Here is an 18,338-nt window from a genome sequence, read left to right on the forward strand (position 1 = left end):
AATGCTTCTCTAAATTGCTTTTTGAGAAAGGGAAGACAAGGGAAGAGTGGAGTTTATGCAAATAAAAATGCCTTGATTTTAGTGAAAACTCACTTAAATATCAAGTTTTGATACATTGTGACATATTTTGAATTCTGCTATGAGAGGGCTTGGTTGCTTGGTCTAAAAAGTCGTGCGTGTATTTCCAAGAATCATAGATATGTGGCGCAAGCTGCTTGATGATGGGCGTTTGCTTGTTGAGGGCTGTGAGGAGGAGGGCTTTGAGATCTTGATGTTTGAGTATGAAATCGATGAGAAATTCTGCGCTGATGGTGTGCTTTTTGGCATTAGCAATAATGGGCGCCATAGTGTCATAGTGGTGTTTGATACGCGTTTTAATCTCTTGGAGTCTGTGCTTGTTTGTGCTGATTTGCCAAAAGAGCGCGTGTCTGTTTTGACCGACACAAGCGATGTGTAGGGGGTAGTTGTCTAGTTCTTTGAGTGTGATTGTTTCTTCTAAAAATAGCTTGCGCTTGACAAAAACACACGAGCTGAGGTCTTTGTTTTGGAGGCGAAAGGTGAAATCGTGGTCATCTTCGTGTTCCATGCGCTTGAGCCTGCCATAAGGGGCGATGAGGACAGAGCCATGGCCTGCTTTGGGATTAGCGGGGTCTAGGGGGATAGAAAGCTTGATAGGGAAAATGCGTGAAACATCATTGCCGTGTATGCCATTGCTATCGCTTTGAAATGCGCCCATATCGAGTTCTTGTGTGATGGTATCCATTGTGCGTTGGATATTTGCTTGCGTGGTGATGTCTTGGGTGTCGTAAATGAGGAGCTTGCTTTGTAGATGGCTCACTTGGTGGTAGATATCGCTAAAATCGATCGTATAAGAGGTGTCTTCTAGCAACTCTTTGATGATCGCATACATATCTTGGGCTTTGGTGTAATCGCGTAAAATGATGAGGTTGGCATAGGATTTGATGATTGCGATCGGATCGCGTATGAGCCAGATGATGGGGACTTTTTTCTTGAGTCTTTTGATGATACTGCGTGCGTCTTTGTGTCTGGGATAGCAAAAATTGCGTTCAATCACCAATCCATCGCATTTATGCATAATAAATGAAAATGTAACATTATAATCAAGCCATATCGCATCACTCGGGCCAATGGTCGTTTCATCGGGGGCGAATAAAAAGCGCTTGAGCCAAAAAATAGGCGAAAGATAGGCAAATATGAAAGGGCTAGCTTTGTGCTGCCCCCCCCCCTTAGATTTGAGTGCTAATTTTGTATTTGGGAGTGTTTGATAGGGGCGGCAGTCTGTGGCTTTGATTTTTTGTGTTTCCATCATAAAAGAGAGCAACGAACTCAAGCCCGCGCCGTGCGAGCTTAGGATAATGTAGCGATAATTTTGCTTGAAAGGCAAGCGATTGGAGTGGTTTGCCATGAGTCTATGGAGGATCATATCATAGCAGCCATTGGCAGCTAGGGTCTTGAAAGTTTGGATTTTGCTTTTGATTTTTGAAAATATTTTTAGAATCATTGGTCGCCTTTGGTGGTGGATAATTCGCGTTTGTGCGAGAGGTATTGGGATAAGGTAATGCTAAGAAGTGCTGCTGCTATACCGAGCATATAAGCAAGGGCTATGAAGATATTTTGATGGATTAAAGCCAAGAGTCCGAGGATTAAAATCCCATAAGCTAAGAGCCTAAAACCTCCCATGAATAGCTCTAAACCTAAGATAAAATGAGAAAAGCCTTTTGACTTTGGGGGCTCTTGGGCTTCTTGTGTGTTTTCTGTATTTTCTGTGGCCTCTATGTTTTCTGTGGCTTGCGTTTGGGGCGTATCTTGCGTTGTTAGGGGGTCTTGCAAAGGGGTGGTTTCTTTTTGGATTTTGCGCTTGAGATTCCAATAAGCACTGCTAAGGACAAGAAAAAAGCTCAAAAATCCCACTTCAAAATTCCCCACGCCCTCACCTCCCCAAAAAACTACGCACACAGCGCCAAAGAGAATATTCAAGACCACAAAAACAACGATACAAGAATATTTACAGCCCATCAGAGCCACTTTCAGAGCTATTTTTAGAGCCATTTTTGGTATGGGTATAGGAATATTTGGGGTCTTGAGCGAGTGTATCAAATTCTTTTTTTGCACGTTGATAGGCTTTATAGATATTCAGCACTGCGCCCCCCACGCCCCACGCCACGCCTAGCCAAAACAGCCAGACTATGCCCGTGAAATGCTGCAGCACCCAGCCAATCCCCACGCCCATCAAGACAGCTAAGACAATCGAAATCCCAAGGCTTAGGTCATTTGCCCCGACAACAAGCTTTTTGAATCGCGGCTCAGGGGGAGCGTCTTTTGAAGAGGTGGGGCTATTTTTTTGACTCATCATGCCCCTTGTTTGATAGCTTCAAAGCTCTCTTGGGCTGCTTGTATGGCTCTATCGATGATATATATATCCATGGGCGTGCATATAAAGCCTGTTTCAAACTGCGAACAAGCCAGATACACGCCTCTCTCTAACATCTTTTGATGGAAGAGTGCAAATAACTGCGTGTCGCTTTTTTGGGCGTCTTGAAAGTTATACACAGGGTCTTTTTGGAAGAAAAATCCGAACATACTCCCGCGCACGCAAGTTTGCAAGGGAATATCATGCATTCTAGCAGCGTCTTGGAAGCCTTGTGTGAGCCTTTGGGCAAGGCTTGTGAGATGGGGGTAAATCTGTGGGTTTTGCTTGATTTTGCAAACAGAAGCAATGCCTGCAGAAACAGCGATCGGATTACCACTCAAAGTGCCTGCTTGATAGACCCCGCCTAATGGAGAGAGCAAGCGCATGATTGTATCGCTCCCTCCAAAGGCAGCCAAAGGCATACCTCCACCAATGACTTTACCAAAAGTCACCAAATCAGGGACAATCTCACAATAGCCTTGCACGCCATTTAAAGACGCCCTAAAGCCACTCATCACTTCATCAAAAATCAGCACAGCCCCTTTTTGATTACACAGCTCTCTTAGGGCTTGCAAAAATTCTATCTTTGCAGGGACTAAGCCCATATTCCCAGCGATGGGCTCGATGATCACACAGCCGATATTTTTACTTGCTTCAAAGCAAGCACGCACCGAATCAATATCGTTATATTTTGCGATGAGTGTATGCTGGCTTAAAGCTTTTGGCACACCCGGTGAGCTACAGACTCCAAAGGTCGCACAGCCGCTGCCTGCGTGCATTAAAAGGCTATCGCTATGCCCGTGGTAACAGCCATCAAATTTGATGATATCATCTTTGCCACTATAAGCCCTTGCTAAACGGATTGCACTCATTGTCGCTTCTGTGCCGCTATTGACAAGTCGGATTTTTTCGATCCCCTCATACACAGAGATGATTTCTTTTGCTAGTGTGGTTTCTAGCTCCGTGGGCGCTCCAAAGCTCAAGCCCTTTTGCACGGCTTCTAAGACACTTTTTTCTATATCTCCATCGCAATGCCCAAAGATCAGAGGCCCCCAGCTTTGCACAAAGTCAATATAAGCATTGCCATCAACATCATAGAGATAAGCGCCCTTGCCCTTAAAGATAAAAGGCGGTGTCCCTCCCACGCTCTTAAAGGCTCGCACAGGGGAATTCACACCACCTACAATTACTTGCTTGGCTTCATTGAAGTCATTGATACTATGCAAAAGATTCAAGGTATGCTCCTGTGTATGGATTCTTAAGATGGCATTATAGCAATTTTATTTAAAGTAGAAGATAGGGGTCTATGCTACAAGTTTGTAGTTTGTAGCATAGAAAGGGGGTTATTTGATAGGGGCACTAAAGCTGATAGCTACTTGTGACCAAGTTAGTCCCTCGTGCAAATCGTGGCAACCAACAGCTAGCTTTTTGAAGGCGTCATTGAGAGCAAATTCTAAAATATCAATCACGCCTGTTGCTGTGAATTTCCCATCAGCGATTGTGTATTGCATGGGAACTTTCACGCTCTTTTCGTTCATTCTAACAACGGCTAGAATTGTGCCTTGGTCTTTGCCCTCGATCACATTTTTAAAAGTGACTTTTATCCCACCTTTTTTGAAATGTGAGAAAAAGAAATCCTTGACATTTTTGTTTTTGACACTATCGCCTAAATTGACCTTTAGAGGATCGATTGTAGCGCTAGCTCCCTCAAGGAGTCCTGCAATGCTGTCAGTTTTTTTACCAAATTTATATTTGATATCATCAAATGTGCCGCCTACAGGGGTTTTTGCCTCTGTTTTATAGGCTGTCCAAGTAGTCGTTGCCTTGGTTGTATCGAGTGTGCTTGCGTTTGCTAATAGACCCAATAGGGCGAGTGTTAAAATACCTACAATTGTTTTTTTCATGATGAACTCCTTATGAATTTTTGGATTTGAATTATAACCTTAATTGCGACTTTTTAGGTTATGCAACAATATTAAACAATCAATCAATGATTGACTTTTGATTGATTTTGGTCTATTTTTCAGTGCAAAAAATGCCGCACGCCTGTAAAATACAAGGCAATGTGGTGTTCATTAGCACTTGTGATAACTTCATCATCGCGGATACTTCCTCCGGGCTCTATGATGGCCTTAATGCCTGCTTGTGCGGCCATATCGATACTATCACGAAAAGGGAAAAACGCCTCAGAAGCTAGCACAGCCCCCGTGGTAGAAAGCCCCATATCGCTAGCTTTTTGCAAGGCACTTCTGGCCGCATCGACTCGGCTTGTCATACCCATACCAATAGCAATGAGCACAGAATCTTTGACATAGACTACGCAATTAGATTTAGTTAAAGCTGCGATTTTATAGGCAATCTCTAGGTCTGCAAGCTCAGATTTGCTAGCAGCTATGGTGCTCATGAGTTTGGCTTGTGTGAGCTCATCAGGGGTGATTGTATCGGCTTCTTGATAGAGCACACCTCCCTCGATATGTTTAAAATCCATCGTGTCTTTGGGGAATACAAGTCGGTCTTTTTCCCCGCAAGTGAAGAGCTTGATTCTTTTTTTGCGCTCAAAAATCTCTAGGGCTTGTGGCGTGAAAAAGGGCGCAATCAGCACCTCTAAATAGGTCTTTTGGATTTCTTGGGCTAGGGACACATCAATGGGTGCATTAAAGGCGGCCACACCTCCATAAGCGCTCACGGGATCGCATTTGAGTGCGTGGATATAGCTATCAAAAATATTATCTTTGATAGCAAAGCCACAAGGATTGCCGTGCTTGATGATACATACAGCAGGGGCGTCTTGAAAGCTTGTAGTGATTTTTAAGGCCGCATTGATATCTGTGAAATTATTGAAGCTTGCTTGCCCTTTGAGAATCTTGAGCTTATTTTGATAAAAATCATTAAAGGCATACAAAGCCCCTTTTTGATGGGGGTTTTCGCCATATCGGGTTTGCGTGGTGCGCTTGGCTGTGAGGAATAGCTGCTCGCCAAATCCATCACAAAAGCGCTCGTTCATATAATTAGCGATATAGCAGTCATATTGCGCTGTGTGCTCAAAGGCTTTGATCATCATGGCTTGTCTGAAATCAAGCGTGTCTGTTTGGTCTTGGAGTCTTTGGAGTGTGGGGGTGTAGTCGTTTTTGTCTGTGATGATAAGGACATGTTGGAAGTTTTTAGCGCTCGCACGGATCAAGCTAGGGCCACCAATATCAATATTTTCAATGATGGTATTGAAATCTTGCGTGGCTTGTGTGGTGGCTTTGAAGGGATAGAGATTTACGCACACTAGGCTGATTGGCTTAATACCTTGGTCTTTGGCTTGCTGGCTATCAAGGGCGTGATCTCTGCGGTATAAAATACCTCCGTGGATTTTTGGGTGGAGAGTCTTGACACGCCCATCAAAAAGCTCAGGACTGCCTGTATAAGCACTCACATCAAGTGCGTTAATGCCTTGTTGCTTGAGTATTTTTAGAGTCCCTCCCGTGCTTAATATTTTATAGCCCAAGTCTTGCAGACCTTTTGCAAAGGGGACTATCCCCTCTTTGTCGCTCACTGATAGCAGTGCATACATTATCTTCCTTTGTGTATAGATTTGTTTTGATAATGGCTAAAGTATAGCAAAAGCACGATAAAATCATCAAGACTTTATGAGGTAATCGTTTGGCGTTTGCTCCAAATAATCCTGATAAAAATCTTAAATCCCCTAAAAGGAGTGCGTGATGGCTATGGGAAAAAATGGCTTGTTTGGTTATTTGCCAGTGAGTTTGTTTGGGAGTGTGATGGGGTTGTGTGGGCTAGGGATTGCTTGGGAGTTGGCGTGGGAAATCTATGACCTCCCGTTTGTCATCTCACAAATCATCACTTTGATTGCTGTGGTGGTGTTTGTGCTGCTATTGATTGCATATGGGCTCAAATGTATCACGCGTTTTGATGCAGTGCGTGCAGAATTTACTAATCCCCTTTTGAAGGGCTTTTTTGGGACTTTTATCATCTCACTTTTGCTGCTGCCTATTGGGATCTATCACTACACGCCCCATCTGGCCTTTGTGCTTTGGGGGATTGGGGTTGTGGCGATGTTGGTTTTTGCGTGGCATATGGTGAGCTTTTGGTTTGGGAGTAAACAAGAGATGGCGCATATCACGCCTGCTTGGATTATCCCTGTGGTAGGGACTTTGGATATTCCCTTGGCTGCACATCTTTTTGACTCTTCTGATGGGATTGGCTATCTCAATATCTTGTCTGTGGCGATTGGCTTGTTTTTTGCCATACCCATCATGACTTTGATTTTGTATAAAATCATGCTCGTAGAAAAGCTGCCCGATAAGCTCAAGCCCTCTTTGATGATTTTGATTGCGCCCTTTGCTGTGGGATTTTCGGCATATTTGGTCGTGGTGGTGCATATTGATTTGTTTGCTTTGGGATTGTTCTTTTTGGGTGTGTTTGTCTTTTTAACCCTTTTGCCTCAATATTTTCAGCTCACGCGCTGCTGCCCTTTTCGCGTGACTTGGTGGGCTGTGAGCTTTCCTTTGAGCGCATTGCTTGTTGCTGCGCTCAAGGTCGCTCAAGGGCTTGATAATATTTATTTCCATATTTTTGCTTTGTTTTTACTCGCAGGGACAAGTTTGGTGCTATTGTGGCTTTTGCTGCGCACGCTCAAAGGCGTTTTTGATGGGGAGTTAGAAAATCTGAGCTAGAAGCAAGGTTTATAGCGGGATTTAGGTGCGTGTGAGCGTTGAGAGAATCTCTTCTTTGCTTTGGGTGTGGATTTGTTGGAATTGTGTTTTGTTAAATGTGGTTTGGCGTTTGGCTAGCTGGGTGGTATGCAGAGAGATTTGGGTCTGGAGCTCATCTATGCTGCTAGGTCTTTCAAGATAAGCGATACACTCTTTAGGGCCGATGGCTTTAAAAGGCTGGGAGTCTTTGGGATATTTTTGGATCAAAGCAGCGATTTCTTCGATGATACCATCTTTTATCATTTGTTGTGTGCGGGCTTTGATATTGGCTTGGAGCTCTTCTTTAGGGACTTTGAGGCCAAAAAGCTCAATAGCATACTCAAAGGGTATTTTTGGGTGTTGCTTGAAATACAAGCTAGGGGGCGTGTTTGTGCTGAAATAAATTTCTAGCCCCTTGTGCGTGCGATAGGTATCTGTGGGCTTAATGGTGCTTGCATACAAAGGGTCAATGCAAGAGAGCAGTTCATAAGGGGCTTTTTGGGCTTGGATATGCTTTTGGAGGGCTTGTTTTTCTTCTGGGCTTAAAAGAGGCATAACGCTCAAGCCCTCAATGATCGATTTGAGATAAAAGCTACTGCCGCCAACTATCAGCAAGGTTTTTTTATCTGTGTCCTTGATGGCTTGCTGGAGCAGATGTTTGAATACAGCAGCATTGCTTAGCTCAGGGACATCAAGCATATCAATGCCATAGTGTTTGATACGCACTCGATCGCTGATTTTGGGCTTGGCTGAAGCAATGTCGATACCACGATAGATACTCAAAGAATCCAAAGAAAAGATCGCAGCGTCTAAAAGCTCTGCTATCTCTAGGGCTAAAGCACTCTTGCCACTTGCAGTAGCGCCCAAGATTGCAATGAGTCGGATTTCTTTTTTGGGATCCATTGTTGTTGTTCCACCACGCATTATTTGGGATTTTTTGTGCTTAGTTTAGCATAAAAGCCCTCTTTTTTATCACACCCTTTTTATCGCTATGCCCTGCCTTTCTCTTTTTTTGATATGGGAGGGGAGGTATTTTTGAGTATTTGCATTGCTTGTATCAAGTTTAGAGGTGCTTTTAAGGGGGCTTAAATTTTCCCTCAAAAGACCTCAAAAGGCAAAAAGCTCAAACCCTTAGAGTGCAAAGAGATCACTGAATTCATTGAAAGGTGTTTTGAGTAGCACATCTGTATTGGCACAGAGTTTTTTGATTTGTTCGCATTTTTTAGGACTGAGCCTGCTTGATAGGTTGGATTGGAATTTTTCAATCAGCAAGGGAATCCCCTCTTTTCTGCGCCTGCGGTGGCCGATGGGATATTCTACAGCAATTTTTTGACTCTGTGTGCCATCTTTATAGAAAATCTGCACAGCATTTGCTATGGAGCGCTTATCGGGTTCTAGGTATTCTTTTGTGTATCGCTCATCGATAGTTACGACCATTTTATCTCTGAGTGCGTCAATTCGGGGGTCTTTGGCAATATCATCTTCATAGTGCTCAGCCCTCAAGCACCCATAAATCAACGGAACAGCGACCATATATTGGATACAATGATCTCTGTCAGCGGGGTTATTGAGAGGGCCTGTTTTGTTGATGATACGATGGGCAGATTCTTGGGTGGTGATGATGATTTTTTGGATATCTTCTAATCTGTCTTTGGCTTCTTGATGGAGGAGCAAGGCAGCTTCTACAGCAGTTTGTGCGTGGAATTCAGCAGGGAAACTGATTTTAAAAAGGACATTTTCCATCACATAGCTACCAAAGGCTTGGGGGATAGTGAGTTTTGTCCCCCGCATATTGACATCTTCAAAGCCCCAAAACTTCGCACTCAAAGCACTTGGATAGCCCATTTCACCTTGAATCGATTTGAGCGCAAGATTCACACCTCTAGCACTCGCATCTCCAGCAGCCCACGATTTCCTTGAGCCTGTGTTGGGTGCGTGGCGATATGTCCGCAATGCCCCTCCATCAATAAAGCTCTGAGAGAGCGCATTACGGATTTCTTCAAAATTTCCACCCAATAAAGCGCACGCAATCGCACTTGAAGCCACGCGCACCAACAAAACATGGTCGAGACCCACTTTATTGAAGCAGTTATTCAAAGCCAGCACGCCTTGGATTTCGTGGGCTTTAATCATTGCTGTGAGGGCGTCTTTGACTTGAAGGGGAGGTTTGTTTTGAGAGATATTTTTGCGGCTGATATAATCACACACTGCCCAGATCGCACCCAAATTATCAGAGGGGTGCCCCCATTCGCTTGCTAGCCAAGTGTCATTAAAATCAAGCCAACGCACCATAGCACCGATATTAAAAGCCCCTCTTTCAGGATCGAGCTGATAGCTAGTCCCAAAGATTTTAGTCCCTAGAGGTCTGAACTCTGCTCCCTCGACCACAGGACCTAGAAGTTTTGTGCATTGAGGGAATTTCAAGGCTAAAAGCCCGCAACCTATTGTATCCATCAAGCAGTATAAAGCTGTGTCATAGGCTTCTTGCGAGTTGATTTGATATTCAAGCGCATAGTGGGCGATTTCTGAAAGCAGGCTGTCAAATTCGGGGCGTTTGTTTTCAAGGACGCCCATATCGTTGTGACTCATGAATTCTCCTTGTGTTATCTGTTGTTGATGTGGATATAAGCCCTATTGCTAGGTCCGATGTATTCTGAGGTGGGGCGTATGAGCTTGTTATCACTTCTTTGCTCAAAAATATGCGCCAACCAGCCACTTGTGCGGCTCATGATAAAAATGGGCGTGAAATATGCAGTCGGGATTCCCATAAAATGATAAGCAGAAGCGCTATAAAAATCCAAATTAGGGAAGAGCTTTTTTTCTTCCCACATGACCTTTTCAATGGCCTCAGAGATGGGGAAAATAGTCGTATTGCCTACATCTTGCGCTAAGCGCTTGCTCCATTGCTTGATGATAACATTTCTAGGATCATTATTGACATACACGCGATGTCCAAAGCCCATGATTTTAGCCTTTGACTCTAGTTTGGATAAGATCCCTTTTGTGGCTTCTTCTGGAGAGCTAAACTCTGAGATAAGCTCCATAGCAGCTTCATTTGCCCCTCCGTGCAAAGGCCCTCTCAAAGCTCCAATCGCAGCTGTGATACTTGAGTAAATATCAGAGAGTGTTGAGGTGACAATCCTGGCTGTAAAAGTCGAGGCATTGAATTCGTGTTCAGCATACAAAATCAAGCTTGCTTGCATGGCTTGTGTCCAGAGCTTTTTGGGAGGCTTTTGATGGAGTTTTTCTAAAAAATAGCCCGCGATACTCTCTTCTTGACTTTGTGTGTCTATGGAAATGTTGTTGTGGTGGTAATGGTGCCAAAAGGTCAAGATAGAGGGAAATACCCCTAAGAGTCTGATGGCAATGTCTTTTTGATTGCTAAAATCAGGCTTTTCTTTTTCCAAGCAACCTAGCATTGCGCAAGCTGTTTTCATCATATCCATTGGGTGGGAATCCTTGGGAATTAGCTTAAGGACTTCTTGGAGAGATGGCTCTAGATGGCGCGCTGCTTGGAGTTTGTGCTTGAATATCTCTAATTCACTCTTTTTAGGCAATGTGCCAAAAAGCAAGAGATAAGCGACCTCTTCAAACTCAGCTTCCATCGCTAAATCTTGGATATCATAGCCCCGATAATTGAGCCCATGCCCTGTGCCAACCGTGCATATAGCCGACTTGCCAGCGACAATTCCTGCAAGCCCACCGACTTTTTTCTTTTGTGTGTTTTCCATTGTGTCCCCTTATTGATGGAATAATGTATCAAGCTTTTGCTCAAAGCTATGGTAATCAAGCATTGCATAGAGCTCATCACGGGTTTGCATAAGCCCAAGGCTATTTTTTTGCGTGCCATTTTTTAAAATATCTGCAAACACACTCAAAGCAGCCTGATTCATCGCCCTAAATCCCGATAATGGATATAAGACCATCGCAATTCCGGTATCTTTTAGCTCCTCAGTGTTGAAATAAGGTGTTTTGCCAAATTCGGTGATATTTGCCAAAATCGGCACAGAGATAGCATCGCAAAACTGCTTGTATTCAGCGAGTGTATGGATAGCTTCAGCAAAAATCATATCAGCCCCTGCTTCTACATAGCTCAAAGCCCTTTTGATAGCAGCTTCTTGTCCCTCGATAGCGTGTGCGTCTGTCCGTGCCATCAGCACAAATTCAGGGTCAATCTTGCCATCTAAGGCAGCCTTGATCCGATCGCACATCTCTTCTTGGCTCACGAGCTCTTTATTGGGTCGATGGCCACATCTTTTTTGCGACACTTGATCTTCAATATGGCAGCCTGCTGCACCTGCTCTTGTGAGCTCTTTGATAGTCCTTGAGATATTAAACGCGCCACCAAAGCCCGTATCAGCATCGACTAGCACAGGCAGAGAGGTCGCTGCAGTAATGCGCCTTACATCGATACAGACATCTTCTAAGTTTGTGATACCCAAATCAGGCACGCCAATACTCGCATTTGCCACGCCTGCGCCACTGATATAAAGGGCTTTTGCCCCTGCTTTTTGTGCTTGTATCGCACTATAAGCGTTGATAACGCCTAGAATCTGTAAAGGCTGATTTTCTTTGATAGCATTTCTGAATTTTTTTCCTGCACTCATGATTTTTTCTCCTTTGATTGTAGTGGGTAGCCTAAGGCTTTGAGTGCGTCTATGATCGTATCAAGCACACTCGGATCTTCAATGGTGCTTGGCATATTCCAATCTGTCCCATCAGCAATAGAGCGCATTGTAGAGCGCAATATCTTGCCACTCCTAGTTTTGGGTAAGCTATTGACAACAGCGACAAGATGGAGGCCAGCGATCGCCCCGATTTCTTCACGCACAATTTGCTTGATCCCATCACTGATGGCTTCTTTATCTCTGATGATCCCATCTTTGAGAACAACAAACGCCATGGGTATCTCGCCCTTGAGTGCGTCATTGACCCCAATAACAGCGCATTCAGCGACATCAGGGTGTTTAGAGATAGCCTCTTCCATACCACCTGTTGAGAGCCTGTGCCCAGCGACATTGATCACCCCATCCATGCGCCCCATCACAAAGACATAGCCATCTTTATCGATATAGCCGCTATCGCCTGTGAGATAGTAGCCTGGGTAGTGGTTGAGATAAGCGCGTTTGTATCTTGCTTCATCGCCCCAGATACTCATCAAGCAAGCAGGGGGCAAAGGGAGTTTGATTACAAGATTACCTAACTTACCTCTTTTGCACTCCTTGCCCTCTTCATCTAAGACCTTGAGATTGAAACCTGGCATGGGTTTGGTCGGAGAGCCCGGTTTGATAGGCATTGCCTCTAATCCAATGGGGTTAGCAGCGATTGCCCAGCCTGTTTCTGTCTGCCACCAATGGTCGATGACAATTTTGCCTGTGATTTTTTGGATCCATTTGAGCGTATCGCTATCACAGCGCTCACCTGCGACAAAAATCGCCTTGAGTGCTTGTAGATCGTATTTTTTGACCCACTCAGCCTTGGGATCTTCTTTTTTGATGGCTCTAAAAGCTGTGGGCGCAGAAAAAAGTATATTGACCCTATGCTCAGCGCACACACGCCAAAATGCCCCCGGATTAGGTGTTTTGACAGGTTTTCCCTCATAGATAATCGTCGTGCAGCCGTTCATCAAAGGCGCATACACAATATAGCTATGCCCCACGACCCAGCCTACATCACTTGCAGCCCAAAACACATCACCAGGTTTGGCATTATAGATATTATCCATCGACCATTTCAACGCAACAGAATGCCCTCCATTGCTGCGGACAACGCCTTTTGGCTTGCCTGTAGTCCCAGAGGTATAGAGGATATAAAGCGGGTCAGTAGCATCCAAGGGCACGCACTCTACAGGCTCAGTTTTTTCTTCTTCTATTTCCCAGTCAATATCCCGCCAAGGGAGCATATTCGCTCGCTCTTGGGGTCTTTGCCAGATGAGGCAGGTCGTGGGCTTGTGTGTGGATTTTTTGATCGCTTCATCTAAGATGGGCTTGTATTTGATCACGCGACTGACTTCAATGCCACAAGAAGCACTGATAATCACACGGGGCTTAGCATCTTCTATCCTTGCAGCTAGCTCATGGGCAGCAAACCCACCGAACACAACAGAGTGGATTGCCCCAATGCGCGCACAAGCTAGCATTGCAATCAAGGCTTCAGGAATCATAGGCATATAGATGATGACTCTATCGCCTTTTACCACGCCTTTATTCACCAAAATACCTGCAGTTTTAGCGATTCTTTTACGCAGTTCTTTGTAGGTAAAGGTCTTTTTGGTGTCTGTGACAGGGGAGTCATAGATAAGGGCTAGTTGATCCCCTCTGCCATTTTCTATATGCAAGTCAATGGCATTATAACAGCTATTCATACAGCCCCCGACAAACCATCTGTAGTGGTTATTGACTACATCAAGCACTTTATCATATTGGTGATACCAATGCACCCTTCTGGCTGCTTTGGCCCAAAAAGATTCGGGGTCTTGTATCGATTCTTCATAAATACTTTGATACTCAGACATTTTTGCCTCCTTTAGGGATATGCATAATATTTTACTGCCAATGGTGGGATTATTTTTGGACGATTTTGCAGGGGGTTAATGCAATTTTTATACAAAAGTAGTTAAATTGTATAGAAACTATACACAAGTAGGCGGGCAAAATTATGGATACAAAAAGTGGAATCAGGCGATTGATTGCGATCTATAATCGCTATGGTATGAGTATTTCAAAGTTTGCTTCTATCATCAAAAAAGACCGACGCACACTGACTGCTTGGATCGATAAGACAACGACCAAAGAGCCATCAGCACAAGTCAAACATACAATATGTGCATTTTTTCGGTATCCATATAAGATTTGGGATTGTTCTGATGGGGAGTTTGAACTCTTGCTGGATGCGATCCCTCAAGAGCAAGTGCGTATTATTGATGAGGGCTATGAGGGGGGATTGGTCTATATTTTAGACAAAGAACAAGAAGAGCGATTTGTGATCCACCCTAGATTCCCCGGCCCTGCTTATCGGGATAAGATAGTGAATTCTCCTTATAAGCGCTCGACTTCGCCCCTAGCCCAAGAGCTCAGAGCCCAAAGAAGCGCACGCATTTTGAGCTATGAGTTTGTATCCAATGAGTGGTATTCATTGGAATCAGTTTTGAGATTTGCCTTTTGTCCTATTGGCAATCCTTATACCAAAGAGCAAAAAATCGCGATACTCCAGCTTGTTTATGATACTTTTAATGACAACTACAATAAAGGTTTGTATCTCTTTGACTCCCATACAACCAAACTCTATGGTATGGATACAGCGTATATTTCTATCAATCCCAAGCAAAAAAATCTATTTTTTAAAATGCCGATTGATTCTTTGATTGTAGAGATTTCTAATGAAACGCTCATCAACAGACTGCACCGCTATTTTACTTCAATGTCCCAAACTCCAAGGCATATTTTAAGAACAGATTCGCCCAAGATTTTACAGCTTTTAACTGAGTGTATCAAACAAGGCACCCCACTCCAAGACTTCCACCAACAAGTCATGGCCAAGACCTCATATGGTGAGCTATTTGCAAATAATATCACCATCAACTAGCCATTTGCCCTTAGCTTTTATCTGACCTCTAGTTTGCTGATTTAAGCTCTCTTTAGGAGGTAGCAAACATAATCTTGACCTTGCAATCTGCGCAGCACTCTAAGGCTTTGATTTTGGCTGTGTCAGAGCCAAAGAGTGGGGTCATCATTGATTTGACTTTTTGGATAGATTTTTGTGTGGCAAATTTTTTCCCACATTCAATGCAAGCAAACAATGTATCAGAAGCCATGATTTTATCTTCAAACCAGCTTGGAGCTAGTGTGATACCTGAGAGCTCTAGGCTGATAGCATTTTCAGGGCAAGAATCGACACAATACCCACAAGTCGTGCAAGCAGAAGCATCAAAACGCAAGGAAAGATCACTTGCCACAGCTTTCAAGCTCCCCACATTGCACGCACCCACGCAGCTCATGCATAAAGTGCAAGCAGCACTATTAATAGCTATTTGCCCATAGCGGACAAGCTCTTTGCTCTGGCCACTGGGGACTTGCCCGTAGTGATGGTCTTTGATAGCAAAACGCAGGCGTTCAGAGAAATGCTTTCTTTTGTATTCATTTGCCCCTAAAGGATAGCTATAGGAGGCAATGGGCTCTAGGCGTTGCATAGAGTCTGTGAGTTCTTGGGGTGTTTGGGCGATATAAAAGCCTGTTTTTTGATAGATATTGTGATAAATATCATTGATGAGCTTGCTTGCTTCAAGCACAGGGGGTATGAGATTTTTAGCATAATACACACAAGAATGCCCGCTCTCTTGGAGCAAGGCTAGGATATGGGCTTCTGAGAGGAGATTGCTTGTGCTGATGATAAGAGGGGCTATATGGTCTGGTATAGGGAAATCTTTTAAATCTTGCAAAAAGGGCAGGGCGATGAGGAGGATCGGTGTGTTTTTGTAATGGGCGAGTGTTGCATTGAGGGCTTGCATACTCAAAGAGCTATCTTCCATCGAGCCACTAGGGCATACACTCACGCACGCCCCACAGCCGATACAATCAATATCTGAAAAGACCAACTCCATCAAATGATTATTTTTACTCACGCCCAGTGTGGGGCAGACATTAGCACATTTATGGCAGTAGCCCTCACCTTTTTTATTGGCTCTGCGATGGTGGTATTGGCAGTTTTGGCTATCATAAGTGATAAAGCTCTGATAATGATAAGTCCCCACGCGCCCATCAAGCACGCCCATCAGCGCATATTCATCTTCAAAATTCCCCGCATTTTCTATCCCTGCAAATGACTCCAAATATGTATCTTCATAAAAAATCACCCCTTGGGCAAAGGACACTTTGAGTATTTCAGCATTGGTGCGGACTTGGGCTTCAAACGCCCCCATATGCCCGTGGATAGAAACAATATCTTCAGGGTGCAGCAAGCCCACTTCATAGCGCATATTTTCCCAACCCCGCACAAACTCCAAAAACGCCTTTGCCTCTTGATTATCCCCGATAATTAGCAAGCTTGGGGCAACAGGAGTGCTAAAATCTTTTTGAGTGCTGTGTTCGTATTGATTTAGGCGTGCAAAATATAGGCGCTTGAGATTTTGTGCGATGGTTGCTTGTGTGTGATGGGATTTGGAGGCATTGCTGAGATACCAATCGATTTCTGGGGCATAGACATCGCAGTTTTGGGGGTGGTTGGATATGAGTGCGTAAGTATCAGGATTTGGCAAGATAGTCAGCCAATCTTGTGTCAGGTCTTTGAGGGAGGTGAGTGCATTGTCTTGTGTGATGAGTGAAAAGTCATAAAAATCCATCATAGTGCCTTTGTTGATAGGGTCTTATCTGCTAGTGAGGTAGCAAGAATCAGTGGTATGGGCTGCTTTTTGGGTATGGGTTTGGTCTAGGAGTATCCGAGATGGGTGGGTGTAGATATTGCATTTATCATTTCTAGCAAAGCCAATGAGCGTGATACCTAGCATTTGAGCTGTTTTGATCCCTAGTTGTGTGACTGCAGCTCGTGAAATCAAAATCGCAATATCGTGCATTGCTGCTTTGATTACCATCTCCATCGAAAGCCGCCCACTCACAAACAAAACTGCTTGCGTGGTGTCTTTTCTTGCAAGTCTTGCTTTACCCATGACCTTGTCGATTGCATTGTGTCGCCCGATATCTTGTGCGTGGATACTTGTGCCATCAAGAAAATGGAGAACAGCTTGATGCACACAACCTGTTGTATGGAACAATAAATTCCCCACTTCAAAGCTCTCTAAAAGCTCCCAGACCCAGCCAATGGGGATTTGCATTTGTGTTGCGATAAATTTTTCAATGATTTTTCCCTCAAAATTCCCTGTCACACCCACGCAGCACCCTGAAGTCAGAGTCTTTTCGTGGTAGAGATTTTGGAGATGTTCGGGATTGATTTTTGCATCAACATACACGCTCAGACCATCAGGGGCAATGGAGATATTTTTGACATCATCAATCGATTCTATCACCCCCTCACTGAGTAAAAATCCTATGGCGTGGGCGTCTTGGTCTTTAGGGATACTCATTGTTGCAATGATTTTGCTCCCATTGAGATATAAGGCAATGCGCTCTTCTGCGATGATAGTATCTTCTTGATAGACCCCTTGATTACTTGCTTTTTCTACGAGCACATAAGGAATAGTCTGTGTGAAGGGTTGCTTATCGCCCACAGCTAAGCTCTCTGTAGTAATACCCGTGCATGATTGCTAATTCTTCTTCGCCCATATTGCCATCAAGTATCGACTCCAAAGCCCCCTCAATCGCAAATACAGCCATATAAATATGCGTAATCAGCATTGCAATCACCACAAATCCTAAGGTATTATGCACAATCGCATTGAGTCTTAAAAAGTTAATATCTCCCCACAAAAAGTGCATGATTAAGCCACTCCCAGCCATCACAAGCCCGCCGATTGTTGCAATCCAAAACCATATTTTTTGTCCAGCATTGAATTTCCCCGCAGGCACGGGCACATTTTCTTTGGAGAGATACCCGCCCATGATCTTAAACCACTCCAAATCATAGAGCTTGAATAATGAGGGCTTCACCCACATGAAAAACATCGCTATCCCAAAGACTATGAATACAAAAGTAGCAAAAAAGTGGATATTTTTTGCAATCCTAATAGGCAGCCCCCCTCCGAGCTTATCGCCAAATACCATCATCAGACCCGTGAGGACAATGACAAGAAAAGGCAGGGCTGCTCCCCAATGCACGATAATATTATAAGAAGAGAAGACTTTGATTTTTTTATCGTGGTTGAATTTTCTTTGTCCGACAAGCTTATGGTGTCCAAAAAACGCAAGGACAACTAGCACAATCACGCCCAAAAATATGGGTGCAAAAAACTTATTTTGCAAGATAGTGAAAGCCTCGCCTAAACCTTTGAGCCCTCGGATACCTGTGATTTTTTCTCCGTGGTTAGCAATCCCCACGCCTACGCCATCCATCTGAATCACAGAGCCACCAACCACCCCTGCAGTAGGGGAATCAAGCCCCCAATTTTTAATCGCTTCAATCTGGGGCGTGCCATAGATGTGCTGATTGTAGCTAAAGTCTATGGGCTCTTGTGTGTGGGCTTGGAGCGTGTAAGCACTGAGTAAAAGACCCAAAAACAGCCAGCTCGCTTTGTGTGTGATAAATTTTAAGACTTCCAT

The 18,338-nt window shown here is 44.1% G+C and carries 16 protein-coding genes; 2 read left to right on the plus strand and 14 right to left on the minus strand.

The window, feature by feature from the left end:
- Positions 1-100: 100 nt before the first annotated feature.
- The 6 genes from BKH46_RS07525 to purH all read right to left on the minus strand — a co-directional run bounded on the left by BKH46_RS07525 (position 101) and on the right by purH (position 5,990).
- On the minus strand, positions 101-1,522 hold the full coding sequence (locus tag BKH46_RS07525; protein WP_095226225.1) for a hypothetical protein: 1,422 nt from the start codon (positions 1,520-1,522) through the stop codon (positions 101-103).
- A complete protein-coding gene (locus BKH46_RS07530) occupies positions 1,519-2,037 on the minus strand; it encodes a hypothetical protein (protein WP_095226226.1) in 519 nt (172 codons plus the stop codon). Before BKH46_RS07530 ends, BKH46_RS07525 begins: the two co-directional genes overlap by 4 nt.
- Entirely contained in the window at positions 2,027-2,371 is a 345-nt protein-coding gene (locus BKH46_RS07535) for an AtpZ/AtpI family protein (protein WP_095226227.1), read from the minus strand. The genes BKH46_RS07530 and BKH46_RS07535 overlap by 11 nt, the downstream gene beginning before the upstream one ends.
- Positions 2,371-3,666, minus strand: coding sequence for a glutamate-1-semialdehyde 2,1-aminomutase (hemL, locus tag BKH46_RS07540; RefSeq protein ID WP_095226228.1), 1,296 nt, complete (start codon positions 3,664-3,666; stop codon positions 2,371-2,373). The genes BKH46_RS07535 and hemL overlap by 1 nt, the downstream gene beginning before the upstream one ends.
- 108 nt (positions 3,667-3,774) lie before the next feature.
- The gene (locus BKH46_RS07545; RefSeq protein WP_095226229.1) at positions 3,775-4,335 is read right to left on the minus strand and encodes a YceI family protein; all 561 of its coding nucleotides are present in this window, start codon (positions 4,333-4,335) and stop codon (positions 3,775-3,777) included.
- 119 nt (positions 4,336-4,454) lie between these two features.
- The gene (gene purH / locus BKH46_RS07550; RefSeq protein WP_095226230.1) at positions 4,455-5,990 is read right to left on the minus strand and encodes a bifunctional phosphoribosylaminoimidazolecarboxamide formyltransferase/IMP cyclohydrolase; all 1,536 of its coding nucleotides are present in this window, start codon (positions 5,988-5,990) and stop codon (positions 4,455-4,457) included.
- Positions 5,991-6,138: 148 nt separating this feature from the next.
- On the opposite strand from purH, the gene BKH46_RS07555 reads away from it, so the two are divergent.
- On the plus strand, positions 6,139-7,113 hold the full coding sequence (locus tag BKH46_RS07555; protein ID WP_095226231.1) for an SLAC1 anion channel family protein: 975 nt from the start codon (positions 6,139-6,141) through the stop codon (positions 7,111-7,113).
- 21 nt (positions 7,114-7,134) lie between these two features.
- Here the strand turns inward: BKH46_RS07555 and miaA are convergent, their stop codons facing one another.
- From miaA to BKH46_RS07580, 5 genes are all read right to left on the minus strand, one after another.
- Entirely contained in the window at positions 7,135-8,034 is a 900-nt protein-coding gene (miaA, locus tag BKH46_RS07560) for a tRNA (adenosine(37)-N6)-dimethylallyltransferase MiaA (protein WP_095226232.1), read from the minus strand.
- A gap of 228 nt (positions 8,035-8,262) precedes the next feature.
- A complete protein-coding gene (gene prpD / locus BKH46_RS07565; RefSeq protein ID WP_095226233.1) occupies positions 8,263-9,720 on the minus strand; it encodes a 2-methylcitrate dehydratase in 1,458 nt (485 codons plus the stop codon).
- A gap of 14 nt (positions 9,721-9,734) precedes the next feature.
- Positions 9,735-10,862 (minus strand): 2-methylcitrate synthase, encoded by a 1,128-nt coding sequence (gene prpC / locus BKH46_RS07570; protein WP_095226234.1) that lies wholly within the window; start codon positions 10,860-10,862, stop codon positions 9,735-9,737.
- 9 nt (positions 10,863-10,871) lie between these two features.
- A complete protein-coding gene (gene prpB / locus BKH46_RS07575) occupies positions 10,872-11,738 on the minus strand; it encodes a methylisocitrate lyase (protein ID WP_095226235.1) in 867 nt (288 codons plus the stop codon).
- Positions 11,735-13,645 (minus strand): propionyl-CoA synthetase, encoded by a 1,911-nt coding sequence (locus tag BKH46_RS07580; RefSeq protein WP_095226236.1) that lies wholly within the window; start codon positions 13,643-13,645, stop codon positions 11,735-11,737. The genes prpB and BKH46_RS07580 overlap by 4 nt, the downstream gene beginning before the upstream one ends.
- Positions 13,646-13,788: 143 nt before the next feature.
- On the opposite strand from BKH46_RS07580, the gene BKH46_RS07585 reads away from it, so the two are divergent.
- The gene (locus BKH46_RS07585; RefSeq protein WP_095226237.1) at positions 13,789-14,715 is read left to right on the plus strand and encodes a hypothetical protein; all 927 of its coding nucleotides are present in this window, start codon (positions 13,789-13,791) and stop codon (positions 14,713-14,715) included.
- A 52-nt stretch (positions 14,716-14,767) separates the two neighbouring features.
- Here BKH46_RS07585 and BKH46_RS07590 read toward each other — a convergent pair whose 3' ends face one another.
- The 3 genes from BKH46_RS07590 to BKH46_RS07600 are packed head-to-tail and all read right to left on the minus strand — an operon-like array spanning position 14,768 to position 18,338.
- Positions 14,768-16,468: a 4Fe-4S binding protein gene (locus tag BKH46_RS07590; protein WP_172402596.1), complete on the minus strand. Its 1,701-nt coding sequence runs from the start codon at positions 16,466-16,468 to the stop codon at positions 14,768-14,770.
- Between the two features lie 24 nt (positions 16,469-16,492).
- Positions 16,493-17,350 carry a formate dehydrogenase accessory sulfurtransferase FdhD gene (gene fdhD, locus BKH46_RS07595; protein ID WP_095226239.1) on the minus strand — a complete coding sequence of 286 codons (858 nt, stop codon included), beginning with the start codon at positions 17,348-17,350 and terminating at the stop codon, positions 16,493-16,495.
- On the minus strand, positions 17,340-18,338 hold the full coding sequence (locus tag BKH46_RS07600) for a formate dehydrogenase subunit gamma (protein WP_095226240.1): 999 nt from the start codon (positions 18,336-18,338) through the stop codon (positions 17,340-17,342). Before BKH46_RS07600 ends, fdhD begins: the two co-directional genes overlap by 11 nt.

This window comes from Helicobacter sp. 12S02634-8, assembly GCF_002272865.1.
Taxonomy (GTDB): Bacteria; Campylobacterota; Campylobacteria; order Campylobacterales; family Helicobacteraceae; genus Helicobacter_J.